The organism is Pseudomonas sp. WJP1 (genome assembly GCF_028471945.1).
Lineage (GTDB): Bacteria > Pseudomonadota > Gammaproteobacteria > Pseudomonadales > Pseudomonadaceae > Aquipseudomonas.
On the sequence record NZ_CP110128.1, the window covers coordinates 6,091,145 to 6,115,680 of the forward strand.

The window sequence follows — 24,536 nt, forward strand, 5'->3', positions numbered from 1 at the left end:
TACTTCGATATTCCTGAACGGTGCGCAAAAAAATACCCCGCAACGGCGGGGTATCAGGCAACAAGCAGATGGATCAAGCTTTCGGGGCAACGCCTGTGCAGCCTTTCGGCGCGTATTCCTGGTCGACACCGGTGGTGCACGCCCAGCCAGTCAATGAGCGCGTCAGGGTAATGGTTTTATTCAGCACCTGTGCCGGAGCATTGAGAATTGTGCAACCAATCGTGCCCGAACCCTCGGCAGCGTTGCCCGCTGCGGTCATGGTGCAGTTGGACGTGCTGGCGGAACCGCCCACCTGCGCCAGATCCGGATCTGTCCCCTGGTTCATCAGGTCTTCAAACGGCACCTTCAACGCTGAAATCTCGGCCAGACCCGCCGTGACCTTGGCCCGCGCCTGGTACTTGGAGTAAGCAGGGAGCGCAAACGTCGCCAGAATCCCGATGATCGCCACCACTATCAGCAACTCGATCAGGGTAAAACCTTTTTGATTGTTCAATGACAGCCTCCGTGCATGAGTCGAAATCTCATGATCTTCACCGTCTGCAGCACAGCCCATGCCAAGCCCGTGGCGCCCTGTTCCCGGGGTGCACGGTCGCCACAAAGCTCCCTCTTACCCCCAGGAACCGCACAATCTGACACTTTTCGTCACCTCAAGAGCGCTGGTTTGGCTCCACCAATTGACTAGGCTATAAGTCTTGAATGCCTTGTACCCGGTATCCCGAGGAACGCATCGGCACATTCACGATCTATGAGGGTCGGTTGCGATCAATGCAATGGCGTTATAAACGGGTCAGCAAGGACTGAACATGGCAGTCAAGGCAGCAAGAACCAGCGTGTACACCTGGGAAGGTACAGACAGGAAAGGCACGAAGGTGACGGGCGAGTTGAGCGGTCAAAACCCGGCGCTGATCAAGGCGCAATTGCGCAAGCAAGGCATCAATCCCGGCAAGGTGCGCAGGAAAACCACGTCGATTTTCAACCTGGGTAAACGCATCAAGGCCCAGGACATTGCCCTTTTCACCCGGCAGATGGCGACCATGATGAAGGCCGGCGTGCCGTTGTTGCAGTCGTTCGACATCATCGGTGAAGGCTTCGACAACCCGGCCATGCGCAAGCTGGTCGATGAGGTGAAGCAGGAAGTGGCAGCGGGCAACAGCTTCGCCGCGGCCCTGCGCAAAAAACCGCAATACTTCGATGAGCTGTACTGCAACCTGGTGGACGCCGGGGAGCAGGCCGGCGCGCTGGACACCCTGCTGGAACGGGTGGCGACCTACAAGGAAAAAAGCGAAAGCCTCAAGGCGAAGATCAAGAAAGCCATAACCTACCCGCTGATCGTCGTGTGTGTCGCGATCATCGTGACCGGCATCCTGCTGATCAAGGTGGTGCCGCAATTCGAATCGGTGTTCAAGGGCTTTGGTGCTGAATTGCCAGGCTTCACCTTGCTGGTCATCGACCTGTCGCAGTTCATGCAAGCGTGGTGGTGGATGTTGCTGGGCGCACTCATTGCGGCTGCTCTGGCTGTGCGCCGCGCCCTGAAAACCTCGCAAGGTTTTCGCGACCGAATGGACACCTGGCTGCTGAAACTGCCGTTGATAGGCACCTTGATGTACAAGTCCGCGGTGGCCCGTTTCGCCCGCACGCTGTCGACGACCTTCGCCGCCGGCGTACCGCTGGTCGAAGCCCTGGAGTCCGTGGCCGGCGCCACCGGCAATATCGTGTTCAAACGCGCGGTGTTGCGCATCCGGCAGGACGTTGCGACCGGCATGCAGCTGAATTTTTCCATGCGCACTTCCGGTGTTTTCCCGAACATGGCCGTGCAGATGACCGCCATTGGCGAGGAGTCTGGCGCACTCGACGACATGCTCAACAAGGTCGCCGGTTTCTACGAGGACGAGGTCGACAATATGGTCGACAACCTCACAAGCCTCATGGAACCGTTCATCATGGTGGTGCTGGGTGTTATTGTCGGCGGCCTGGTGGTCGCGATGTACCTGCCCATCTTCCAACTCGGCTCAGCGATCTGACATGCCCTTGAACGAAATTCTGACCCACTTCCCGCTGGCTTTCGTCGTCATCGCCGGGGTAGTCGGCCTGCTGGTTGGCAGCTTCCTTAATGTACTGGTGTGGCGCCTGCCGAAAATGCTCGAGCGCGACTGGCGCGTGCAGGCCCATGAGATTCTCGGATTGCCCGGTGAAACGCCGTTGCCGACCTACAATCTGCTGCTGCCGCACTCCCAGTGCACGCATTGCGGCCACCGGATTCGTGCCTGGGAAAACATTCCAGTGTTCAGCTTCCTGTTCCTGCGCGGGCGCTGCTCGGCCTGCGCGACGCCGATCAGCAAACGCTATCCATTGACCGAGCTGGCCTGCGCCCTCCTGTCGGCGTTCATTGCCTGGCACTTCGGTTTCGGCTGGCAAGCCGGCCTGGCGATGCTCCTGACCTGGGGCTTGCTGGCCATGAGCCTGATCGACGCCGAGCATCAACTGCTGCCGGATGTACTGGTGCTGCCGCTGATGTGGCTGGGGCTGATCGTCAACAGCCTCGACTTGTTCGTGACATTGCCCGAGGCATTGTGGGGCGCCATTGCCGGCTACATGGCGCTGTGGACGGTGTTCTGGGTGTTCAAGCTGCTCACCGGCAAGGATGGAATGGGGCATGGCGATTTCAAGCTGCTGGCGATGTTTGGCGCCTGGGGCGGTTGGCAGATCCTGCCACTGACGATCGTCCTGTCATCCCTGGTGGGCGCGATCATCGGTGTGTTTTACCTGCGCCTGCGCAAGGCACAAACATCGACACCCATCCCTTTCGGCCCCTATCTCGCCATTGCCGGCTGGATTGCCTTGCTCTGGGGTGGTCAAATAACCGACTTCTATTGGCAGTTTGTCGGTCTGAAATGAATACCCCTGTGGAAAAACCCTGGATTCTCGGCTTGACCGGCGGCATCGGCAGCGGCAAAAGTGCGGCGGCCCAACACTTCATCGACCTGGGCGTGCATGCGGTCGATGCCGATCATGCCGCTCGCTGGGTGGTGGAACCGGGACGGCCGGCACTGGCAAAAATTGCCGAACACTTCGGTCCCGGCGTGTTGCAAGCCGACGGGCAACTGGACCGCGCCGCGTTGCGTAAACTGATCTTCGAAGTACCGGAGCAACGCCTCTGGCTGGAGGCCTTGTTGCATCCGCTGATCGCCGAAGAGATTGCCCATCACCTGGCGCTGGCAAAATCACCTTACGCGATCCTGGTTTCGCCGCTGCTGATCGAGTCCGGCCAGTACGCCATGACCCAACGGGTTTTGGTGATCGATGCCCCTGAACAGTTGCAGATCGAACGCACCCTGCGGCGTGACCAGACCAGCGAACAGCAGGTCCAGGCGATCCTCAAGGCGCAATCCAGCCGCCAGGATCGCGTAAGCCATGCCGACGACGTGGTGGTCAACGACCGCGACCTCGCCTGGCTGCACAGCGAGGTCGAACGCCTGCATCACTTTTACCTTACTTTGCGTGGAGGCCAGTCATGAGCCAGATCCCAACCGTCGAATGCCCAACCTGTGGCGCCCCTGTCGAATGGAGCCCCGAGAGCAAATTCCGGCCGTTCTGCTCCGACCGCTGCAAACTGATCGACCTGGGCGCCTGGGCGTCGGAAGAACACAAGATTCCAGTGGCCCCGGATGCCGAGGACGAATTGTTCAGCGGCGATTTCGACCCGCGTCACTGATACCGATCATCAGGGCCTGGCATGCGACAGAAATCGACCAGCTGAGCCAGGCCCTGACACCGTCTTGTAGCGCTAGACGCCTAAAATCCGGCAAACCGGCGAATGCTATACTTCTCTCGAATTGCATGAATGTGCAACGTTCCCCACGGGTACTCTTACCGACGGCACAATCTCGGTAATTGGCTGCTGGACAGCGGAGGTTCAACGCCAACACGAGATGGGAGGTGTGGCATGAATCGACACTATTACATCAGTGACAATCTCGACGATCTTGAAACCGTTGAAAATGAACTGGAAGCCAGCGGCATCAACTCCGAACAAATTCATGTGCTCAGTCAAAAGGTTGCCGATGTTGAAGAACATCACCTCCACGAGGTGACCTCGTTAATGGAACAGGATGCCGTTCACTCTGGTGAGATTGGTGCGGTGGTCGGTATCCCACTCGCCGCAGTGGTCCTGGGCGGCGCCTATTGGTTGGGTTGGACCGAATCCGCCGCAGGCTGGATGCCCTTCATCTTCCTTGCCATCGTTATCCTGGGTTTCTGCATCTGGGAAGGTGGCTTCTTCGGGTTCCAGGTGCCGAACGCTCACTTCCGCAATTACAAGCAAGCGATACAAGAGGGCAAGCACATCTTCTTCGTGGATGTTGAACCGAATCAGGAATCGGTACTGGACCAGGTCATCGGGCATCATCCAATGCTGGAAATCGCCGGCACGGGAACCGCCGCGCCCCACTGGACAGTCGCCTGGCAGCACAAATGGCATCAGTTCAAGCGCGTGATATCAGGTTAACTGCCGAAGACTGATGGCCGCTTATTGGCCAAAGAAAATGACCCGGCTGAGGAACACATAGTCCGCCTCGGTGGCCATCAGTCCGACGAGCACCAGTAAACACAAAGGTGGCACCAATATGGCGTACACCAGGGCCAACCGCTCCCATGCCATATGCATGAAGATGGAGACAATCAAGCCTGCCTTCAGCAACATGAACGTGATAATCAGGGCCCACCTGAGATAACCATGGAAGTGAAAATAGTCGACCAGGTACGACAGGGTGCTGAGGACGAATAACAGCCCCCAGATCTTCAGATACAAGCTGATCGGATGTTGCTGACCTTGAACATGCGCCATCATCCGCGCTCCTCTACCATAAATAGAAGAAAGCAAAAATAAACACCCACACCAAGTCCACGAAGTGCCAATAAAGCCCGGCTATCTCGACGTTCTGATAGTTGCCGGAGCGCTCATAATCGCCGCGAAATACTTTCATCGCCACGATGCTGAGGTAGATGGCGCCGATTGACACATGCAGTCCGTGGAAACCGGTAATCATGAAAAAGCTGGCACCAAATTGCGCCGCCCCCATGGGGTTTCCCCAGGGACGCACCCCTTCTGCGATGAGCTTGCTCCATTCAAAGGCCTGCATGCCGACGAAAGTCACCCCCAAGGCCGCGGTCGCCAGCATCAGGGCGGTGGTTTTCGCGCGATCCCGGCGATAGGCGAAATTGACGGCCATGGCCATGGTGCCGCTGCTGCTGATCAGCACAAAGGTCATGATGGCGATCAGGATAAGCGGGATTTCCCTGCCGCCAATCGTCAGTGCAAACACTTCACTGGGGTTCGGCCAGGCGTCGGTGATGGTCATGCGCACCGACATGTAGCCGGTCAGGAAACAGGTGAAGATAAACGTATCGCTGAGCAGGAATATCCACATCATCGCCTTGCCCCAGTGGACCTGCTTGAAAGCGTCCTTATCCGAGGCCCAGTCGCTGGCGATGCCCTGCCATCCCGGTGCAGGCAGCGGACTGACTGGATCGGGCTCGACGGGGGCTTGCGGATGCGATGCCATGGTTTTTCACCTCAGGCCGCAGAATCTGGCGATGGCTTCATAGGTTGCTGGCGTACTGGTCAGCAGCGCGAACAGCACGAACCAAAGACCCAACAAGTAGTGCCAATAGATGGCACAGAGCTCTATGCTGGCGCTGAGTTGCGGCAAAGGCACATGACGCAGGAATTTAGCGATGATCCAGACCCAGACAATCAACCCGCCCAACAGGTGGAGGCCGTGCACGCCGGTCAACAGGTAGAAGAAACTGTTGGCCGGATTGCTGGCGACAAAGTAGCCCCAGTCGACAAATTGCTGCCAGACCCAGAGTTGCCCCACCAGAAAGGCAATGGCAAATCCGCCCCCCACTACAAAAGCAATGACCGTTGCGTCCATTCGAGCCCGGCGGGCGGCCATGCGCGACCACTGCAGTGCGATGCAACTCAATACCAGAAAACCCGAATTCACCCACAGCTGCCATGGATTGGCCAGCGGCGCCATGGGTTCTGCCAGCGGTCGCCAGTCAGCCATTTGTGAGCGGGCGATAAAGGCGAGTAAAAATAGCAAGAATAACGAGCTCACCACCGCCAGAAACAAGCGCAGGCCTGTTTTTGCGATTTGGTTTCTATCGGCACCCTCGGCGGAATGAATACCTTCAGGATCGCGATTCCAACTGCCGCCAGGATCAGCGCCGTCGGCATTTCTCAATAGCAGTCTGTTCATGTCTTGACGTCCGCTATTTTGGTTCCGGCACTGAGTTGCCGCATTTGCTCCAGTTCTTCGGCGGAGACCGTTTGCGGCACGAAATCCTGCTCTATCCCCGGCACGCTGTAGTCATAGGCCCAGCGATGCACGACTGGCAACTTCGCTCCCCAGTTACCGTGTACCGGTGGGGTGTCCGGTGTTTGCCATTCCAGACTGGCCGCGCCCCAGGGGTTACTGCCGGCGGGTTTACCTTTGAAGACACTCCAGGCCATGTTGAACACGAACAGCAACTGGGAAACGCCGACGATCAATGCGACCACCGTAATGAAGGCATTCAACTCATGTGCCGACTGCGGAATGAAGGAGTAGTTGTCATAGGCGTAGTACCGACGAGGCATCCCCTGAAAGCCCAGATAGTGCATCGGGAAGAAGATGGCGTAGGTACCCAGGAAAGTTATCCAGAAATGCAACTTGCCCAGTGTGTCGTTAAACATGCGCCCGGTGACTTTCGGGAACCAATGATAAATACCGCCGAACACCACCAGTACCGGTGCGACCCCCATGACCATATGAAAATGGGCGACGACGAAATAGGTGTCCGAGAGCGGAATATCGACGATCACATTGCCGAGAAACAACCCGGTCAGGCCGCCCACCAGGAAGGTGACGATAAAGGCCAAGGCAAACAGCATTGGCACGGTCAGATGGATATCGCCGCGCCACAGGGTCAGCACCCAGTTGTAGACTTTCAGTGCCGTCGGCACCGCAATGATCAAGGTGGTGACGGCGAAGAAAAAGCCAAAATACGGGTTCATGCCGCTGACATACATGTGGTGCGCCCAGACCACAAAGCTGAGCACGCCAATCGCAATAATCGCCCACACCATCATTCGATAGCCGAAGATGTTTTTACGCGCATGGGTGCTGATCAGGTCGGAAACCAGGCCAAACGCAGGGAGCGCAACGATGTAGACCTCCGGGTGGCCGAAGAACCAGAACAGGTGCTGGAACAGTATCGGGCTGCCGCCCTGGTGATCGAGCTGCTGTCCCAGCGAAATCATCGCCGGCATGAAGAAACTGGTGCCCAACAGCTTGTCGAACAGCATCATGACCGCACTGACAAACAACGCCGGGAACGCCAGCAAGGCCATGATCGAGGCCATGAAGATGCCCCACACCGAGAGCGGCATGCGAAACAAGGTCATGCCGTGCGTGCGCGCCTGCAACACCGTGGTGACGTAGTTCAACCCACCCATGGTGGCGGCGACGATAAAGATCGCCAGTGAGATGAGCATCAGCACGATGCCCCACTCGACTCCTGGTGTGCCCTGACTGATCGATTGTGGCGGATAAAGCGTCCAGCCCGAACCGGTGGGGCCGCCAGGGACAAAGAAACTGGCGAGCAACACCACTACCGCCAGCAGGTAGAACCAGTAACTGAGCATGTTGACATAGGGGAAGACCATGTCACGGGCGCCCACCATCAACGGGATCAGATAGTTGCCAAAGCCCCCCAGAAACAAGGCCGTCAGCAAGTAAATGACCATGATCATGCCGTGCATGGTCATCGCCTGGTAGTAAGTACTGGCATCCATGAATGCCAAACTGCCGGGGAAGCCTATCTGCATGCGCATCAAGCCGGACAACACCACGGCGATAAGCCCCACGAACAGCGCCGTCAAGGAATACTGAACGGCGATGACCTTGTGGTCCTGACTCCAGATGTACTTGGTCAGGAAACTCTTGGGTTCGTGCAGTGCTTCTGTTTCGGCTTGCTCCGCATAGGCCATCACGTCATCCTCCTGTCGAAGTTTCGGTGCATTCCTGGCTGTTTACGGCTACTTCCCTGGTTGCGCCTTGCTCGCGTCGGCGTCGGCATTGGCTTTGGATTTGATAAAGGCGATAAGTGCGTCCAGGTCCTTGTCGCTCGGTTTCAAGGCCGGCATGACGGCTGCATAGCCCTTGACGATTTTGCCACCGGGATCAAGAACCGATTCTTTCAGATAGCCCTCATCGGCCTTTACGCTCGTACCGTCGGCCAGGGTGACTGTCGAGCCATACAGGCCCTGCCAGGTGGGGCCGACGCCCTTGTTGCCATCGACACTGTGACAGGCCAGGCAGCCGAGCGATTGGGCCAGCTGTTGTCCCTGCGCCAAACGGTCCTCGCCTGGACCCGACGCTTGCGGCGCAACGCCCAGTGATTTGATCAGGGCCACGACAGCAGCCATTTCATCGTCCTTGAGAGTATAGGCCACCATCACCGGCGGGTAGCCCTGCACCAGACGGGCCTGCGGCTTGAGGATCGACTCTTTCAGATAAGCCTCATCGACCAGCGCGCTGGTGCCGTCGGCAAACTGTTCAGTGCGACCGTACAGCCCCTTCCACCCCGGACCGAGACGGGTACTGCCATCCTGGCTATGGCAGGCACTGCAGCCGTATTGCTCGACCAACTGGCGACCCTTTTCCAGCACGCTGTCCTGACCGGGCTTGGCAGCGCTGGCCAATGTTTGCGCAAAGGTCGGCTGGCCGCTCAGCCATTGATCGAAGGCGCCCTGCTCCTCCACGATCATCTGGCCGCGCATGTTGAAATGGCCTACGCCACAAAACTCGGCGCACAGGACTTCATATTTCCCGGTTTTAGTGGGGGTAAACCAAAAATACGAGACCATCCCGGGCACCATGTCCATCTTGCTGCGGATTTGCGGAATATAGAAGTTGTGCAACACATCTTTGGAACGCAGTAAAACTTTTACCGGTTTATTAAGCGGAAGTCTGATTTCATTATTCTTAATAAGTACATCGTCCTGTCCGGCGGGATCCTTGGGATCGACCCCGAGGGGATTGGCGGCATCGACAAACTTGATATCCGACTTGCCCAACTTCCCGTCCTGGCCGGGAAAACGATAGGCCCACTGCCACTGCTGGGCGACCACTTCAAGTTCATAAGCCTCTTTCGGCACCCGGATGAAATCGTTGTAGACCACCAGTCCTGGCGCCAACATGGCGGCGATACCGATCGAGGTCACGACAATCAACCAGAACTCCAGTTTTTTACTTTCTGGCTGGTAGTGCGCTCTGACACCTTCCTTATGCCGATAGCGCATGATGGCGACGGCCATGAACACCGTAATGGCGATGAAAAATATACCGCTGATGATCAGGGTAATGAACAGTGTGGTGTCTATCGATCCCCAGTTGGAAGCGGGCGGTGCTGCATGCCAGGGCGCAAGTACATGAAAGAGCACTGAGGCAATAACGATTAGAATCAAGATAATTGCTATCGCCATTTTCTCTTCATCCTATTGCTGTTGCTCACAGGCCTCGCGCAAGCATCGCCACTGACGTCCAGACAGGGCCGGCAACTACCACCCAAGGTGGCAAAGCCCGTGAAAAGTATAGGTCGGCAAGCGAGACCCGGCAGGCGGCTATACTCAATGGCACGCCAGCATCCCCGATGGAGGTTTCGTCATGAGTAACCTGACGCTCGAAGGCAGGTGCAAACCCAACCCCAATCAACCATCCGACCCGATAGGCGAGATCCATTTTTACGTCGACGGCCCCCTCCATGTACGCCTGGAGGAAGCTGAAGAACGCCTGCAGAAGAGCCCTGCGCTGAAAGAAGTCATGGTCGATGTCGACATGGACACGTTGAACCTGGTCTTGCCAGAGGGTTACGGCCCCTTGTCCGACTGTAAGATGCGCGTCTATCTGCACTACGAACGTGGTCAGTTCCATCTGGTCGGACACCGGGCGAGCGATGGCAGCCTGATCTATTCCAACGTGGTCCTGATTGATCAGTTGATTGATTGAAACGGCGGGTTTGAAGGGATCAAGACTTGGGATCGTCGTCCTTCCAGGGCGCCGACAGATAACGCGTGCGGTTGAAGGTCTCCAGCCACTCAGGGCAGAACACCACCAGCGCGCTGACCACCATGCCGTTGATGAACGCCTCGGGGAAAATGAGCAGCCACAGGTAGCCGATGAAGTCTTCGAGCCAGTAAGGCATGGCAAACCGCTCGTCGTACCACAACAATGTCAGCGACAGCACCAGGCACAGCAACGCTGTAAGGGCTGCGGCGAAAAAACCGGAAACGAAGATGTACACGAAGGGATTTCGTGGCTGCGCGCGCTCCACCAGAATCGCACAGCATTCGGTGATCAACACCGGCAACATAATGAACAGCGCGCCATTGACCCCCATGGCCACAAAATCCTGACGGCCCAGCAGCACCAGCCCCGTTTGTGCCACCAATCCACCGACGATCGCCAGCGGCCAGTCGAGCAACAGGGTCACCGCGGTCATGCCGATGAAGTGATAGGACACGCCGGTGTCGAAATCCCGCCGCACCAGCCACAGCGCGAATAGCGCGAACACCGTGCCGAACAGCAAATGCTGGCGACGGCTGTCGCTGAACAGCTCGACCCAGGACACTCGTGCAACAGCCCAGATCAGCACCGGCACATAGATCAACCACCCCACCGTGAGGGTTGCGGGTGACAGCAACTCGGCGCCGATCATGACGGGGCACACTCCCTTGGCTTGCCGATAGAGAACAGGCCTTCAGTCTACACCGCCCGCTGCTGGCCCCTCGACTTCAAGCCCAATGCAGGGGATCGTTGATCACCGCTTCATGCTCGGCGAACAACCTGGGCAACTCGGTCTTGAGGAAATCCACCCAGGTGCGGACCTTGGCATCGAGAAAGCGTCGCGACGGATACAGCGCATACACATTGCGCTGACGAGGCCGATAGTCCGGTAGCAGGCGCATCAAGGTGCCGTCGCTCAAGGAACGCGTGGCGGTGTAGAACGGAATCAGGCTGATGCCCATGCCGGCCTCCGATGCCTTGACCATCGACTCGGCGACATTGCACTGAAAAGTCCTGGACGGGCTGACCGCATGCTCGCCCTCCTCGTCCTGAAACAGCCACTGATCGCTGTACAACGGATCGAGCATGCGCAAGCACTGATGATCGTCCAGCGCCCGCGGATGGTCCGGCACACCCCGGCGTTGCAGGTATTGCGGAGAAGCACAGGGCACGCTGTAAAACTGCCCGACGACCTGGGCGACCAATTGCGAATCGGCCAATTCCTGGGCCGTCGAAATCACCACGTCGTGGCCTTCCTCCAGCGGATCGGGATTGCGCTGCGACAGGGTCAGCTCGATTACAACATCGGGGTAAAGCTCGCTGTAGCGGGCAATCAACGGCGTGATCAGCACCCCCATGCCGTTCATGCTGTGCACCCGCAACCGTCCACTGGGCTTGAGATGCGCACCGCGAGCCTCCGCGGTCGCCTCTTCCATTTCCTCGAGTATCAGCCGACTGCGCAGCAGGAATCGTTCACCGGCCTCGGTCAGGCTCAAGCGCCGCGTGGTGCGCTGCAGCAGGCGGGCTTGCACATGCTGCTCCAGGTCCGCGACCAGGCGCGAGACCTGCGCGGTGGACAATTGCAGCGCGTCGGCGGCGGCGGTGAAACTTGCGCAGTCCACGACACGGACGAACACGCGCAAGTTGTTAAGCAAATCCATAAGCCTCCCTCGGCCGCTGACTGTTACGTTTCATGTAAGGCTGTATCAGGCGTTCGCCCCTTTATCCAGCGGTGGCAAAGACTAGACTTTACCCATCGAATCCACAGGGAACTCGCCATAATGAAAACCTTGATCAGCCTGTTTCTGACCCTCGTCGCCACCTCGGCCATGGCCGCTGAAAACGAGCCCCTCGCGGTCCTGTACAACCCGGCCCAGCCGCTGGACATCGCCAAGGTGGTTTCGGTGTCGGATACCGCCACCGCGTGCGGGGTTGTACCAGCGACCATGGTCTATGTCGACCATCAGGGCCAGACCCGCCGCGTGACCTACAACGTCATCGGTGATTGCACCAGCAGCCTGTGATCCGCCCTGGCACTCAGAGCAGCGTCCAGGTGTAACTCAGGATCAAGCGGTTTTCATCGATATCACTGCGGTAGTTGGACCGCGCCATCGCATTGCGCACACGGATGCCGAGGCCTTTGAGGCTACCGCTCTGCAGCACATAGCCGATGTCCAGGTCACGCTCTCGATCCTTGCCCTCATACCCCTTGCCGGTATCGACATTGTTGCCGCTGATGTAGCGCACAGTGCTGGTCAACCCCGGTACTCCCAGGGCCGCAAAGTCATAGTCGTAACGTGCCTGCCAGGAGCGTTCATCGGTGAAGGCGAACTCATAGGTCGGCACTTCGTTGCCCAGCGGTGAGATGTTGGCAAACACCCGCGGGAACGCGCTGTCACCGTACATGCCCTGATAGCCGAGATAAAATGTGTGACCGCCACGCTTGGCCGACAGCAGCGAAAAGAACGCCTGGTTGTCGATGTTACCCAGCAGTTTTTTACCGTCCTCGCGCGAATCGAAGTAGCCGAGGTTGGCCCCCAATACCCAGTCACCCGTCGGCTGGCTGTGCTTGAGCCCCAGGAAGCGCTGGTTGTAGATATCTTCCAGTTGCCCGTACCAGGCGCTGACCGAACTGCGTTTATCGTTGAAGACGTAATCGGCCCCGGCAAAATTGAAGCCGTCGCTGCTGACCTGCCGTTGCGGTACGTGACCGAGCATGGCCTGCATTTTTTCGTCACCGGCCTCGTTGCGCAGGCTGGTGGAATTCAAATGCCCGCCCTGCAGCGTCAGGCCATTGATCTCGCTGGAGCTGATGCTTGCACCCTGATAGCTGGGCGGCAGCAGTCGGATATCGCTGAACACCAGCACCGGCAGGTTGGGTTGCAACTCCCCCACTTTCAGTTCGGTTTTGGAGTAGCGCATCTTCAAGGCGCCCTCCAGACGGCTGTAATCGTTCGCCGCCCGCCCGTCATCCTGCACCGGCAGCAAACCGGTATTGACCCGATCCGGGCTGCTGTCGAGCTTGAGCCCGAGCAGGCCGATCACATCCACGCCGAACCCGACGGTGCCCTGGGTGTAACCCGATTTGACGTTGAGGATAAATCCCTGGGCCCATTCCTCGGCCTTCGATTGCTGATTGGCCCCGACGATGTCGGAATAGTCGCGGCTGAAGTAGTAATTGCGTGCCTGCAAGGTGGCCGTGGTGTCTTCGATGAAACCGCCCTCGGCGGCCATCGCGCCGGTGGAGAAACCCGAGACGACAGCCATGGACAACACTGAACCGGTTGTTGGAAGAATCTGTTTCATCGTTTTTTCTCTTATTTTTATTGATCGACAGGTAGAAGTGCCTTGGCCGCAGCGCTTTCGCGGCTCTGGGTGGAGCGACGGCTGCTCAACATCAAATGGGTGACCATGCCGAAAATCAGCCCCCAAAAAGCCGCGGACAACCCAAACAGCGACATGCCCGAGGCGGTGGTGAGAAAGGTCACCAGCGCGGCTTCGCGATCGCTTGGCACAGCCATCGCGCCCGCCAGCGCTCCGGCAATCGCAGCGAACAGCGCCAATCCGGCGAGGGCCGCGATCAGTTCCTTGGGGAATGCGGTAAACAGAGAGACCAGGGTGGCGCCGAAGATCCCCAGCACCAGGTAGCACAGGCCGCCCACCACCCCGGCCACATAACGCTTGCCGGGGTCTTCGTGGGCCTCGCGGCCGGTGCAAATGGCCGCGGTAATCGCCGCCAGGTTCAGCCCGTGGCAACCGAACGGCGCCAACAGTGCCGTGCCCAAAGCGCTACTGGCGATGATCGGCCCCGATGGCGTGGCGTAGCCGCTGGCGCGCAACACCGCCATGCCCGGAACGAACTGACCGGTGAGCGCCACCATCACCAGCGGCAAGGCGATGTTCAGCGTTGCACTGAGGCTGAACGCCGGGGTGATCCACACCGGCGTGGCCAAGCCGATGACCAACGCCTCGCTATGCAGATCACCGGCGAGCAACGCCATCGAGCAGCCCACCAGCAGCACCATCAGTACCGCATAACGCGGCATCAGCCGTTTGCAGACCAGGTACGTGGCAAACATCGCCAGCACCAGCAACGGCTTGCCCTGCAACGAGACGAACAGCCCGGTGCCGAAGCTGAACAGAATCCCCGCCAGCATCGCCGCTGCAACCGCTGCCGGCAGCTTGCCGATGATCCGGTCAAACGCCCCCGACACCCCGACCAGGAAAATGATCAGGCTGCTCACCAGGTAGGCACCCACCGCTTCCGGCAGGGAGATCCCTGGCAACAACGCCACCAGCAACGCCGAACCGGGCGCCGACCACGCGATGATCACCGGCACGCGATAGCGCAAACTCAAGCCGATGCCGAGCACAGCGCTGCCGATGGAAATCGCCCAGACCCACGACGACAGCACTTCGCGCGACAGGTGCGCGGCCTCGGCGGCCTGGAAAATGATCACCAAGGGGCCCGCGTAGGAAATCACTGTGGCAATGAACCCGGCGACGGCCGCCGACAGGGAAAAGTCGCGCATCAAGGTCTTCATGAAGCCTCGCCGACAGCTCCGCCAGACGCACCCTGCTGCGCGCCTGATAGTGATTGGCGGGCACTGCGCCGACTGCTGATGGCGAACACCGTCATGGCGATGGCGGCAATCGCACCGGGCAAGGCAAACGCCATGAAGTTCAGTTGCAGCGGCAGGCTGATCCCGAGCAAGGCACCACCCAGCAATGGCCCGACGATCGCACCATTGCGCCCGATGCCCGAAGCCCAGCCAAGGCCCGTGGACCGAATGTTCATGGAGTAGAACTGGGCGGCGCAGGCGTACAGCAGAATCTGCGAGCCGATGGTGGTGGCGCCAGCGATGGCGATCAACAGGTACAGCACCGGCATCGGGCTGTTGAAGCCCAACAGGGTGATCGACACCGCCGCCATGGCGAAGAACACCGACAGCACGCGCGGCAGGTTGAGCTTGTCACCCAGCACCCCGCCGCCGACTGCACCGAAGATCGCGCCAAAATTCAGCACCAGCAGGAACGACAGGCTCGAGCCCAGGCTGTAACCGGCGTTGGCCATCAGTTTCGGCAGCCAGGAACTCAAGGCGTAGACCATCAGCAGGCAGCAGAAAAACGCCAGCCACAACATCAGCGTGCGCAGCGCACGGCCCTCGCGGAACAACTGCAATACCGGGGTGCCCGTGCCCTTCACTTCAATCATGTGCAACTGATCATCGGATTGTGCGACGTAGGCCGGGTCGATACGCTGGAGAATCTTGCGAGCTTCGTCATTGCGCCCCTGGCGCAGCATGAAGCCAACCGACTCGGGCAGGAAATACATGATCAGCGGCAACAGCAGCAACGGCAGGATCGCCACGTAGAACACCGACTGCCAGCCGAAGCTCGGGATCAGCACGATGCCCAGCCCGGCGGACAGCATGCCGCCCACCGAGTAGCCACTGAACATGATCGCCACCAGGGTGCTGCGGATCTTTTTCGGCGCGTACTCGTTCATCAACGCCACGACATTGGGCATCACGCCACCAATGCCCAGGCCGGCAATGAAGCGGCAGATACCAAACTCCGTGGGGTTCCTGGCGAAACCGTTAAGCACGGTGAAACCGCTGAAGAGGATCACGCAAATGGTGATGGCTTTCTTGCGGCCGATCCTGTCCGACAGCGGGCCGAAGAACAGCGCGCCGAACATCATGCCAAACAATGCATAACTGCCCAGTGCACCCGCTTGGAGGGGACTGAGTCCCCATTCCTTCATCAACATCGGCAGAACCACGCCGTAGATCACCAGATCGTAACCGTCGAAGATGATGATCAGGGCACACCAGAACAGCACCATCCAGTGAAAGCGGTTGAAGCGAGCCTTGTCGATAACCTCGTGTACGTCGATTTTGCGCATGGCGTTCATCTCTTGTTGTTTTTCTTTTAAGAGCATCGGGAATACGGCTTACGTCCGTACAGCCGATGCTAGAGGGCTCGGACGCAGGTCAATATCCGCATCACGCAGATCGCTATCCGTTTTGTGCAGAGGCGTCATGAGGTGTTGCAGGCGGGAATTTCGCAGCGGTATTTGCACCTGTGCGACAAACTGTTTCCTTTGCGATCAGATTTGAGCGCTAAGCTTGGGCCTATGGATGACTCAGATTACTTACGCCTGCTGACCATTGCGGCCGAGCAAGCCAACGCGTTCCTGTCCAATGCCCGCAAATGGGAGCGCGAGCGTTGGGTCTGCCAGCGCCTGCTGCAAGGCCTGAACATTCCCTACCGCGCCGACGAATTCGCCCCGGCCGGGGAGCCGCCGGACGTGCTGTTTCGCGACGCCAGTTTCGAGGTGTTCTTCGTCCTCGACGAGGGCCGACGCCTCAACGATGAATGGCGCGACGAACTGCAACGGCGGCGCAGCGCGTTCTCCCTGAGCCAGCTGGTCCGGCGCGAGGCCAAGCCCCGGCGCATACCGGCCAACGAGTTCTTGCTGCGGCTGGCGCCGACCTTGCGCAAAAAAGCGCACAACTACAAAGAACGCGGCATGGACCTGGGCGAGCTGGACATCATTGCCTTCGCCAGCCTCAAGCGCGAAGTGCTGGACCTCAACAGTCATTTCCCGCCGCCCACCGAATACCTGCGCCAGGGCTGGCGCTCGCTATCGCTGGTGGGCCCGACCTTCGCCCGTGTGTTGTTCGCACATCCCGATGCGCCGGATTTCCTGCGCAGCAACCTGGGACGCAGCATCGTGTTCGACGTCGGGATCAGCCTGTGAGCCCACTGCAGGAACTGATTGGCGAAGTGCCGCAGATCGGCCGCGTACGCTGGATCGGCGTGCGCCCGGAACGTCACGTACCGATGATCGAACTGGATGCCGTGGAAGCGCGACTGGAGGCCGGCTTGACCGGCGATCGCGCCCGCCCCGGCGTACGCAATGCACGGCAGGTGACGTTGATCCAGTGGGAGCATCTGGCGGTAATCAGCTCGCTCATGGGCCGACCGGACGATCAACCCGTCAAGCCTGAAGATCTGCGGCGCAATCTCGTTATCAGTGGCATCAACTTGTTCAGCCTCAAGGGCCGGCGTTTTCGCATTGGACAGGCGATTTTCGAAACCACCGGCTGGTGCCAGCCCTGCGCACGCCTGCAACACAACCTGGGCCCTGGGACCTTTCAGGCCGTGCGCGGACATGGCGGAATCACCGCCCGGGTGTTACAAAGTGGCATCATTCGACTGGACGACAAAGTGAGCGTCGAGCCCATTCCGGACAGCGGCTATGCTCCGTTCAACGTTCGTTGAGTCTGCCTGTAGCTTCTTCACCTTCAGCAACGTCTACCTGACGAGGCCTTTATGACCAGCCGCCTGAACCCCGAAGACCAAAAGCATGTCGAAGCCTATCTGCAACTGTCCCAACACCGAGTCGAGCGCCGGCCATTTCGGCCGTGGATGCTCCTGGTGCTGGTGCTGGCAGTGACCATTGGTCTGGGCCTGCTGAGCCGACTTATCAGTTACCTGACGCTATGAGCTGCCTGGCGCTCGCTTGGGTAACCACACCGATTTTCTTTAGCCTTGTGAGTTATCCCCATGTCCCATCGTATTGTAATTGTCGGCGGCGGCGCCGGCGGTCTGGAGCTGGCTACCCGTCTGGGTAAGACTCTGGGCAAGCGCGGCACGGCCAGCGTGATGCTGGTCGACGCGAACCTGACCCACATCTGGAAACCGCTGTTGCACGAAGTCGCGGCCGGGTCGCTGAATTCGTCCGAAGACGAACTCAACTATGTGGCCCAGGCAAAATGGAACCACTTCCAGTTCCAGCTGGGGCGCATGAGCGGGCTTGATCGCGCCAACAAAAAAATCCAGCTGGCCGCCACTTATGATGAAGCCGGGCTGGAACTGGTGCCCGCCCGGGAAGTGCCTTACGACTCGCTGGTGATCTCCGTCGGCAGTACCACCAACGATTTCGGCACCCTGGGCGCGGCGCAGCACTGCCTGTTCCTGGATACCCGCAAGCAGGCCGAGCGCTTCCACCAGCAGTTGCTCAACCACTACCTGCGCGCCCACGCGGGGCAGACTGACAAAGTCGAGCAGATCAGCGTCGCCATCGTCGGTGCCGGTGCCACCGGGGTCGAACTGGCCGCCGAACTGCATAACGCCGCCCATGAACTGGCGGCTTATGGCCTGGATCGGATCAAACCGGAAAACATGCACATCACCCTGATCGAAGCCGGGCCTCGCGTGCTGCCGGCCCTGCCGGAGCGGATCGGCGGGCCGGTGCACAAGACCCTGGAAAAACTCGGGGTCAACGTCATGACCAATGCCGCCGTCAGCGAGGTGACGACCGACAGCCTGATCACCGCGGATGGCAAGGTGATCAACGCCAGCCTTAAAGTCTGGGCCGCCGGGATTCGTGCGCCAGGGTTCCTCAAGGACATCGATGGCCTGGAAACCAACCGCATCAATCAACTGCAAGTGCTGCCGACCCTGCAAACCACCCGTGACGAGAACATCTTCGCCTTCGGTGACTGCGCGGCTTGCCCGCAACCGGGCACTGATCGCAATGTGCCGCCCCGCGCCCAGGCTGCGCATCAACAAGCTTCGTTGCTGGCCAAATCGCTGAAGCTGCGGATCGAAGGCAAGCCTCTGCCTACGTACAAGTACACCGACTACGGGTCGCTGATCTCGCTGTCGCGTTTTTCGGCTGTGGGTAACTTGATGGGTAACCTGACCGGCAGCGTGATGCTGGAGGGCTGGCTGGCGCGGATGTTCTACGTGTCGCTGTACCGCATGCACCAGATGGCCTTGTACGGGCCGTTCCGCACGGCGATGCTGATGCTGGGCAGCAAAATTGGACGCGGGACCGAGCCACGCTTGAAACTGCACTGATATAAAAACCTGTGGGAGCTAGCCTGCTGGCGATAGCGTCGAAACAGCCAACATCGATGTTGACTGACATAGCGCCATCGCCAGCAGGCTAGCTCCCACATTGGTTTTAGCAGTGCCCTTATGTTTTTCGCAGGCAAAAAAAATCCCCGTATCTTTCGATACGAGGATTTTTAGTATGGTCGGGGTAAGGGGATTCGAACTCCTGACATCCTGCTCCCAAAGCAGGCGCGCTACCGGACTGCGCTATACCCCGGTAAAAAAAAGGCACCTTTGGAAGGCGCCTTCTGCGAACAGAGCTTTTGGCGTCTGATCTTAAGATTCGATTCCAGCGTTAACTGGTTTCAAAAATGGTGGGTCGTGTGGGATTCGAACCTACGACCAATTGGTTAAAAGCCAACTGCTCTACCAACTGAGCTAACGACCCAAAAATGGTCGGGGTAAGGGGATTCGAACTCCTGACATCCTGCTCCCAAAGCAGGCGCGCTACCGGACTGCGCTATACCCCGGTTTGAAATTGGCTCCGTGACCAGGACTCGAACCTGGGACCCAATGATTAACAGTCATTTGCTCTACCGACTGAGCTATCACGGAACTACACATTTCAATTTACAACTTTGTAGCTTTACTGCGTTCTCTTCGACCCGTTCGCATCGCTGCGTTCGTGTGTCTGAGGCGCGCTATTCTACAATCTTCAGCACCTCTGTCAACCCCCTAATTTGCATTCAAGTTAATGATTTGCAACTTATTTTAGATTCCTGCTTGGGAGCAGAAACCCTGGCGGGTGACTTACTGCGGGGCGCACTTTACAAGCCTTTTCCTTAGAGTTCAACAGCCTGAATGAAAAAAAGGCCTCGCAATGCGAGGCCTTTTCGATTTTGCTGCCGTTAGGGATCAGACGAAGACGATTTCGTCGTTCTCCACCACGCCATGGGCCGTGTCGCCCGGCATGAATCGACCCGAGAGGATCAACTGCGCCAGCGGGTTCTCGATCCAGCGCTGGATCGCTCGTTTGAGCGGCCGTGCGCCGTACACCGGGTCGTAACCGACCGCGATCAGCTTGTCCATGGCCTCCGGGCTCAGTTCCAGCTTCAGTTCCCGTTCGGTCAGGCGACTGCGCAGGCGACCCAGCTGGATCTCGGTGATACCGGCGATCTGATCCCGCGCCAAAGGCTCGAAGATCACCACTTCATCGACCCGGTTGATGAACTCCGGCCGGAAGTGGCTGGAAATCGCATCCATCACCGCTGCGCGCTGTCCCTCACGGTCACCCACCAGCTCCTGGATCTGCACCGAGCCCAGGTTGGACGTCATGACAATCACGGTGTTCTTGAAGTCCACCGTGCGGCCATGGCTGTCGGTCAGGCGTCCGTCTTCCAGCACCTGGAGCAAAACGTTGAACACATCCGGGTGCGCCTTCTCGACTTCGTCCATGAGGATTACCGAGTAAGGCTTGCGACGCACCGCCTCGGTCAGGTAACCGCCCTCTTCATAGCCAACGTAGCCCGGTGGCGCGCCGATCAGGCGAGCCACGGAATGTTTCTCCATGAACTCGGACATGTCGATCCGCACCATCGCCTCTTCAGTATCGAAGAGGAATTCCGCCAGCGCCTTGCACAGCTCGGTTTTACCGACACCGGTCGGGCCGAGGAACATGAACGAGCCGCTCGGGCGATTAGGGTCGGACAACCCGGCACGGGAGCGCCGTACCGCGTTGGAAACGGCCACCACCGCTTCATCCTGGCCGATCACACGCTGGTGCAACAGGCTTTCCATCTTCATCAGTTTTTCGCGCTCGCCCTCGAGCATTTTCGACACGGGAATGCCGGTCCATTTCGACACGACTTCGGCGATTTCCTCTTCAGTCACCTTGCTGCGCAGCAACTGGTTTTCGGGCTTGCCATGTTGATCGACCATTTGCAGGCTGCGCTCCAGGTCCGGGATCACCCCGTACTGCAACTCGGCCATGCGGCTCAGGTCGCCTTTGCGGCGAGCGCTTTCCAGCTCCTGCCGAGACTGTTCGATCTTCTGCTGGATCTGCGCCGAACCCTGTACCTCGGCTTTTTCCGAGTTCCAGATTTCTTCGAGATCCGAGTACTCACGCTCCAGGCGAGCAATTTCTTCCTGGAGTTTTTCCAGACGCTTGATTGCTGCTTCGTCACTTTCTTTCTTCAGCGCCTGGGATTCCACCTTCAGCTGAATCAGGCGACGCTCCAGGCGATCCAGCACTTCCGGCTTGGAGTCGATCTCCATGCGGATGCGGCTGGCAGCCTCGTCGATCAGGTCGATGGCCTTGTCCGGCAATTGCCGGTCAGTGATATAGCGATGGCTGAGCTTGGCCGCCGCAATGATCGCGCCGTCGGTGATCGCCACCTTGTGGTGAACCTCGTAGCGCTCTTTCAGGCCACGCAGGATGGCGATGGTGTCTTCTTCGCTCGGCTCGTCCACCAGCACTTTCTGGAAGCGTCGCTCCAGGGCGGCGTCCTTCTCTATGTACTGGCGGTACTCATTGAGCGTGGTCGCACCGACACAATGCAGCTCACCACGGGCCAAGGCCGGCTTGAGCATATTGCCCGCATCCATCGAGCCCTCGCCTTTACCGGCGCCGACCATGGTGTGCAGTTCGTCGATGAACAGAATGATCTGCCCTTCCTGCTTCGACAGCTCATTGAGCAGGGCTTTGAGGCGCTCTTCGAACTCACCGCGATACTTGGCACCGGCAATCAATGCCCCCATGTCCAGGGACAGCAGGCGCTTGCCCTTGAGACCATCGGGCACTTCGCCATTAATGATGCGCTGGGCCAGGCCTTCGGCGATGGCGGTTTTACCGACGCCAGGCTCACCGATCAGCACCGGGTTGTTCTTGGTGCGGCGTTGCAGCACCTGGATCGTGCGGCGAATTTCATCGTCACGGCCGATCACCGGATCGAGCTTGCCGTCTTCGGCACGCTTGGTCAGGTCGACGGTGTATTTGTCCAGGGCCTGGCGCGCTTCCTCGTGGTTAGGGTCATTGACTGCCTCACCACCGCGCAGGTTGTTGATTGCGTTTTCCAGGGCTTTCTTGCTCACGCCCTGGCCAAGCAACAGCTTGCCGAGCTTGCTGTTCTCGTCCATGGCGGCGAGCAGCACCAGCTCGCTGGAAATGAACTGGTCGCCCTTCTGCTGGGCCAGGCGATCGGCCTGATTGAGCAGGCGCGCCAGATCCTGCGACATATTCACGTCGCCGGTCGGATTCTGGATTTTCGGCAGCTGGTCGAGCTCTTTGGTCAGCTCTTTACGCAGGCTGTTGACGTCGAAGCCCACCTGCATCAGCAGGGGCTTGATCGAGCCGCCCTGTTGTTCGAGCAGGGCTTGCATCAAATGCGCCGGTTCAATGGCCGGATGATCGAGACCGACGGCCAGGGATTGGGCATCGGACAACGCTAACTGCAACTTGCTGGTTAAACGGTCTATACGCATGGGTCACCTTCCTTTTGAGCAGGCCGGACCTATAAAACATCCTGAATGAAGAAACCTGCCAGATAACACAATAGATGCGGTCGATTCTGGGAGTTTCAAGCGTCGAGGCGTTGATGCAGGTCAGGCAAGTCTAGCCGGGTGCCCTGTCTCGCAAATACGTTCCTTTTTGACGAGTGGCTGTTGCTGTCAGGCAAGGCGCCGCGACGAGTCATAGCCCGCTATGGCGAGGAGCGGCAACGCAGCATGACGGCAACAGACGCCGTCAAAAAGGAACAGTATTTGTGAGACAGGGCACCTGAAGCCAGATCAGGGAGGCAAAGCGGCCAGTGCGCGACGCACGGCGATAGGAGAAGAAGCGCGGATCGGTCACGGTACAGAAACCGCCACCGTAGACAGCCGTTACACCGCGTGCTGCCAGACGCAGGCGCGCCAGCGTATAGATGTCGGCCATGAACTTGCCGGCGTTTTGACTTGGCACGAATGCCTGGGCGGCTTCGGGCAGTTGCTCGACGAAGGTTTCGCGCACTTCCGGGCCGACTTCAAACGCTTGCGGGCCGATGGCGGGGCCGAGCCAGACCAATACGTCGGCAGGTGGCACGGCCAGGCTGTCGAGGGTGGCTTCCAGCACACCCGCCGCCAACCCGCGCCAACCGGCATGGGCCGCTGCAACGCGGGTACCGGCACGGTCGCAAAACAATGCCGGCAGGCAATCGGCGGTCATCGCCGCGCAGGCAATACCGGGCGTTGCTGTCCAACTGGCGTCGGCAGTCACCACCCGGCTCGGGTCGGCATCCGCCACGACGATGCCGTGGACCTGCTGCAGCCAGGCCGGTTGAATCGAGAAGTATTCGGTCAAGCGACGGCGGTTTTCGGCGACAGCTTCGGGGCTGTCGTCGACGTGATCGCCAAGATTGAGGCTGTCGAACGGCGCCAGACTGACGCCGCCCGCACGGGTGGTCACACAGGCTTTGACCCCGGCCGGCGCGGGCCAGTCAGGAATCAGCCAGTCACTCATCCGACAAACGCCTCGCGGTCTTGCTTGAGCAGGGTCAGCAACCAGACGAAGTCTTCCGGCAGCGGCGACTCCCAGCTCATGCGAACACCGGTCGTCGGGTGATCCAGCTCCAGGAATCGCGCATGCAGCGCCTGGCGCGGGAAGTTCTTCAGCGACTCGACCATGGTCGGGTTTGCTGCCGGCGGAATCCGGAAACGACCGCCATAGGCCGGGTCTCCGACCAACGGGAAGTTGATGTGTGCCATGTGCACGCGAATCTGGTGCGTACGACCGGTTTCCAGCTTCACCCGCACGTGGGTGTGGGAGCGGAAACGCTCGAGCACGCGGTAATGGCTGACGGCCTGCTTGCCACCTTCCATCACGGCCATGCGCTGGCGTTGCTGGCCATGACGACCGATGGGCGCGTTGATCTTGCCACCCGCCGTCACCACGCCGATCACGATGCACTCGTAGATCCGGCTGACGCTGCGGCTCTGCAACTGTGTCACCAGCTGCGTCTGCGCCTGGATGGTCTTGGCCACCACCATCAGACCGGTGGTGTCCTTGTCCAGGCGATGCACGATCCCGGCGCGGGGCACATTGATGATGTCCGGCACGTGGTGCAGCAAGGCGTTGAGCAAGGTGCCATCAGCGTGGCCGGCAGCCGGGTGCACCACCAGGCCCGCAGGCTTGTTGATCACCAGGATGTCGTCGTCTTCATAGACGATGTCCAGGGCGATGTCTTGAGCGACCCATTCGCCCTGAGCTTCCTGCTCGGCAGTGAGTTCAAGAATGGCGCCACCGTGAACGATGTCTCGCGGGCGGACAACCGCCCCATCCACAGTCAGGCGGCCGTCTTTGATCCAGGCGGAAAGGCGCGAGCGCGAGTGCTCAGCGAATAGTTGTGCGGCGACTTGATCGAGGCGTTGGCCGCCCAATTCGGACGGCACCTCTGCGCGAAGTTCAATTTTATCGGACATGCTCGGACTGGGCGTCGGCACAGCCTTTGGTTTCGGCTGCGCGCTTGTGGTTAAATACGGCGTCTTTTGCCCCGAGGCTATTCAACGGGGCGCTCATCATAACAGGACGGCCTCGCCCAAGAC

General features: G+C 59.2%; 25 protein-coding genes and 4 tRNA genes. 11 read left to right on the forward strand and 18 right to left on the reverse strand.

Translation table 11 applies throughout. The features are described from left to right. Positions 1–73: 73 nt before the first annotated feature. On the reverse strand, positions 74–493 hold the full coding sequence (locus tag OH720_RS27350; RefSeq protein WP_272603580.1) for a pilin: 420 nt from the start codon (positions 491–493) through the stop codon (positions 74–76). A 310-nt stretch (positions 494–803) separates the two neighbouring features. Between OH720_RS27350 and OH720_RS27355 the strand changes: the two genes are divergently transcribed. The 5 genes from OH720_RS27355 (at position 804) to OH720_RS27375 (ending at position 4,504) form a co-directional block, all read left to right on the forward strand. After that, a complete protein-coding gene (locus OH720_RS27355) occupies positions 804–2,021 on the forward strand; it encodes a type II secretion system F family protein (RefSeq protein WP_272603581.1) in 1,218 nt (405 codons plus the stop codon). A 1-nt stretch (position 2,022) separates the two neighbouring features. Then, positions 2,023–2,895 (forward strand): prepilin peptidase, encoded by an 873-nt coding sequence (locus OH720_RS27360; RefSeq protein WP_272603582.1) that lies wholly within the window; start codon positions 2,023–2,025, stop codon positions 2,893–2,895. Next, the gene (coaE, locus tag OH720_RS27365; RefSeq protein WP_272603583.1) at positions 2,892–3,515 is read left to right on the forward strand and encodes a dephospho-CoA kinase; all 624 of its coding nucleotides are present in this window, start codon (positions 2,892–2,894) and stop codon (positions 3,513–3,515) included. Before OH720_RS27360 ends, coaE begins: the two co-directional genes overlap by 4 nt. Beyond that, positions 3,512–3,712 (forward strand): DNA gyrase inhibitor YacG, encoded by a 201-nt coding sequence (yacG, locus tag OH720_RS27370; protein WP_060543361.1) that lies wholly within the window; start codon positions 3,512–3,514, stop codon positions 3,710–3,712. Before coaE ends, yacG begins: the two co-directional genes overlap by 4 nt. 231 nt (positions 3,713–3,943) lie before the next feature. After that, entirely contained in the window at positions 3,944–4,504 is a 561-nt protein-coding gene (locus OH720_RS27375; protein WP_008058360.1) for a hypothetical protein, read from the forward strand. Between the two features lie 21 nt (positions 4,505–4,525). On the opposite strand, the gene OH720_RS27380 is transcribed toward OH720_RS27375, so the two are convergent. Genes OH720_RS27380 through OH720_RS27400 form a run of 5 tightly spaced genes read right to left on the reverse strand, consistent with a single transcriptional unit; the run spans position 4,526 to position 9,529 of the window. Next, positions 4,526–4,843: a cytochrome C oxidase subunit IV family protein gene (locus OH720_RS27380; protein ID WP_032831537.1), complete on the reverse strand. Its 318-nt coding sequence runs from the start codon at positions 4,841–4,843 to the stop codon at positions 4,526–4,528. A gap of 13 nt (positions 4,844–4,856) precedes the next feature. Then, positions 4,857–5,561: a heme-copper oxidase subunit III family protein gene (locus OH720_RS27385; RefSeq protein ID WP_272603584.1), complete on the reverse strand. Its 705-nt coding sequence runs from the start codon at positions 5,559–5,561 to the stop codon at positions 4,857–4,859. Between the two features lie 6 nt (positions 5,562–5,567). Then, complete coding sequence (locus tag OH720_RS27390; protein WP_272603585.1) at positions 5,568–6,260, reverse strand: cytochrome c oxidase subunit 3; 693 nt, start codon at positions 6,258–6,260, stop codon at positions 5,568–5,570. Further along, a complete protein-coding gene (ctaD, locus tag OH720_RS27395) occupies positions 6,257–8,032 on the reverse strand; it encodes a cytochrome c oxidase subunit I (protein ID WP_272606531.1) in 1,776 nt (591 codons plus the stop codon). Before ctaD ends, OH720_RS27390 begins: the two co-directional genes overlap by 4 nt. Positions 8,033–8,080: 48 nt before the next feature. Continuing rightward, positions 8,081–9,529 carry a cytochrome c oxidase subunit II gene (locus OH720_RS27400; RefSeq protein ID WP_272603586.1) on the reverse strand — a complete coding sequence of 483 codons (1,449 nt, stop codon included), beginning with the start codon at positions 9,527–9,529 and terminating at the stop codon, positions 8,081–8,083. Between the two features lie 181 nt (positions 9,530–9,710). On the opposite strand from OH720_RS27400, the gene OH720_RS27405 reads away from it, so the two are divergent. Next, the gene (locus OH720_RS27405) at positions 9,711–10,052 is read left to right on the forward strand and encodes a hypothetical protein (protein ID WP_272603587.1); all 342 of its coding nucleotides are present in this window, start codon (positions 9,711–9,713) and stop codon (positions 10,050–10,052) included. A 19-nt stretch (positions 10,053–10,071) separates the two neighbouring features. Here the strand turns inward: OH720_RS27405 and OH720_RS27410 are convergent, their stop codons facing one another. Next, complete coding sequence (locus tag OH720_RS27410) at positions 10,072–10,761, reverse strand: energy-coupling factor ABC transporter permease (RefSeq protein ID WP_272603588.1); 690 nt, start codon at positions 10,759–10,761, stop codon at positions 10,072–10,074. A 76-nt stretch (positions 10,762–10,837) separates the two neighbouring features. Continuing rightward, complete coding sequence (locus tag OH720_RS27415; RefSeq protein WP_272603589.1) at positions 10,838–11,770, reverse strand: LysR family transcriptional regulator; 933 nt, start codon at positions 11,768–11,770, stop codon at positions 10,838–10,840. A gap of 120 nt (positions 11,771–11,890) precedes the next feature. On the opposite strand from OH720_RS27415, the gene OH720_RS27420 reads away from it, so the two are divergent. Next, the gene (locus tag OH720_RS27420) at positions 11,891–12,133 is read left to right on the forward strand and encodes a DUF2790 domain-containing protein (RefSeq protein WP_008058336.1); all 243 of its coding nucleotides are present in this window, start codon (positions 11,891–11,893) and stop codon (positions 12,131–12,133) included. 13 nt (positions 12,134–12,146) lie between these two features. On the opposite strand, the gene OH720_RS27425 is transcribed toward OH720_RS27420, so the two are convergent. From OH720_RS27425 to OH720_RS27435, 3 genes are read right to left on the reverse strand one after another with little or no spacing between them, the layout of a single operon-like run. After that, positions 12,147–13,415 carry an OprD family porin gene (locus OH720_RS27425; protein ID WP_272603590.1) on the reverse strand — a complete coding sequence of 423 codons (1,269 nt, stop codon included), beginning with the start codon at positions 13,413–13,415 and terminating at the stop codon, positions 12,147–12,149. Between the two features lie 17 nt (positions 13,416–13,432). Continuing rightward, positions 13,433–14,653, reverse strand: a complete 1,221-nt coding sequence (locus tag OH720_RS27430; protein WP_272603591.1) for a benzoate/H(+) symporter BenE family transporter — start codon at positions 14,651–14,653, stop codon at positions 13,433–13,435. Then, the gene (locus OH720_RS27435) at positions 14,650–16,017 is read right to left on the reverse strand and encodes an aromatic acid/H+ symport family MFS transporter (protein ID WP_272603592.1); all 1,368 of its coding nucleotides are present in this window, start codon (positions 16,015–16,017) and stop codon (positions 14,650–14,652) included. The genes OH720_RS27430 and OH720_RS27435 overlap by 4 nt, the downstream gene beginning before the upstream one ends. A gap of 231 nt (positions 16,018–16,248) precedes the next feature. Between OH720_RS27435 and OH720_RS27440 the strand changes: the two genes are divergently transcribed. Genes OH720_RS27440 through OH720_RS27455 form a run of 4 tightly spaced genes read left to right on the forward strand, consistent with a single transcriptional unit; the run spans position 16,249 to position 18,983 of the window. Continuing rightward, entirely contained in the window at positions 16,249–16,875 is a 627-nt protein-coding gene (locus tag OH720_RS27440) for a DUF1780 domain-containing protein (RefSeq protein WP_007970534.1), read from the forward strand. Next, a complete protein-coding gene (locus OH720_RS27445) occupies positions 16,872–17,399 on the forward strand; it encodes an MOSC domain-containing protein (protein WP_272603593.1) in 528 nt (175 codons plus the stop codon). Before OH720_RS27440 ends, OH720_RS27445 begins: the two co-directional genes overlap by 4 nt. A gap of 51 nt (positions 17,400–17,450) precedes the next feature. Then, positions 17,451–17,624, forward strand: a complete 174-nt coding sequence (locus OH720_RS27450) for a DUF3094 family protein (protein ID WP_033866070.1) — start codon at positions 17,451–17,453, stop codon at positions 17,622–17,624. Positions 17,625–17,684: 60 nt separating this feature from the next. Then, entirely contained in the window at positions 17,685–18,983 is a 1,299-nt protein-coding gene (locus tag OH720_RS27455) for an NAD(P)/FAD-dependent oxidoreductase (protein ID WP_180204564.1), read from the forward strand. A gap of 176 nt (positions 18,984–19,159) precedes the next feature. Here the strand turns inward: OH720_RS27455 and OH720_RS27460 are convergent. The 7 genes from OH720_RS27460 to rluD all read right to left on the reverse strand — a co-directional run bounded on the left by OH720_RS27460 (position 19,160) and on the right by rluD (position 24,413). Then, positions 19,160–19,236: transfer RNA gene (locus OH720_RS27460), tRNA-Pro, on the reverse strand. 95 nt (positions 19,237–19,331) lie between these two features. Further along, positions 19,332–19,407, reverse strand: a tRNA-Lys gene (locus OH720_RS27465). A 5-nt stretch (positions 19,408–19,412) separates the two neighbouring features. Further along, positions 19,413–19,489 (reverse strand) — tRNA-Pro (locus tag OH720_RS27470). Between the two features lie 9 nt (positions 19,490–19,498). Beyond that, a tRNA-Asn gene (locus tag OH720_RS27475) sits at positions 19,499–19,574 on the reverse strand. A gap of 300 nt (positions 19,575–19,874) precedes the next feature. After that, positions 19,875–22,439, reverse strand: coding sequence for an ATP-dependent chaperone ClpB (gene clpB / locus OH720_RS27480; RefSeq protein ID WP_008058323.1), 2,565 nt, complete (start codon positions 22,437–22,439; stop codon positions 19,875–19,877). 262 nt (positions 22,440–22,701) lie between these two features. Then, the gene (gene pgeF / locus OH720_RS27485) at positions 22,702–23,454 is read right to left on the reverse strand and encodes a peptidoglycan editing factor PgeF (protein WP_272603594.1); all 753 of its coding nucleotides are present in this window, start codon (positions 23,452–23,454) and stop codon (positions 22,702–22,704) included. Continuing rightward, positions 23,451–24,413 carry a 23S rRNA pseudouridine(1911/1915/1917) synthase RluD gene (gene rluD, locus OH720_RS27490; RefSeq protein WP_008058321.1) on the reverse strand — a complete coding sequence of 321 codons (963 nt, stop codon included), beginning with the start codon at positions 24,411–24,413 and terminating at the stop codon, positions 23,451–23,453. Before rluD ends, pgeF begins: the two co-directional genes overlap by 4 nt. Positions 24,414–24,536 lie beyond the last annotated feature (123 nt).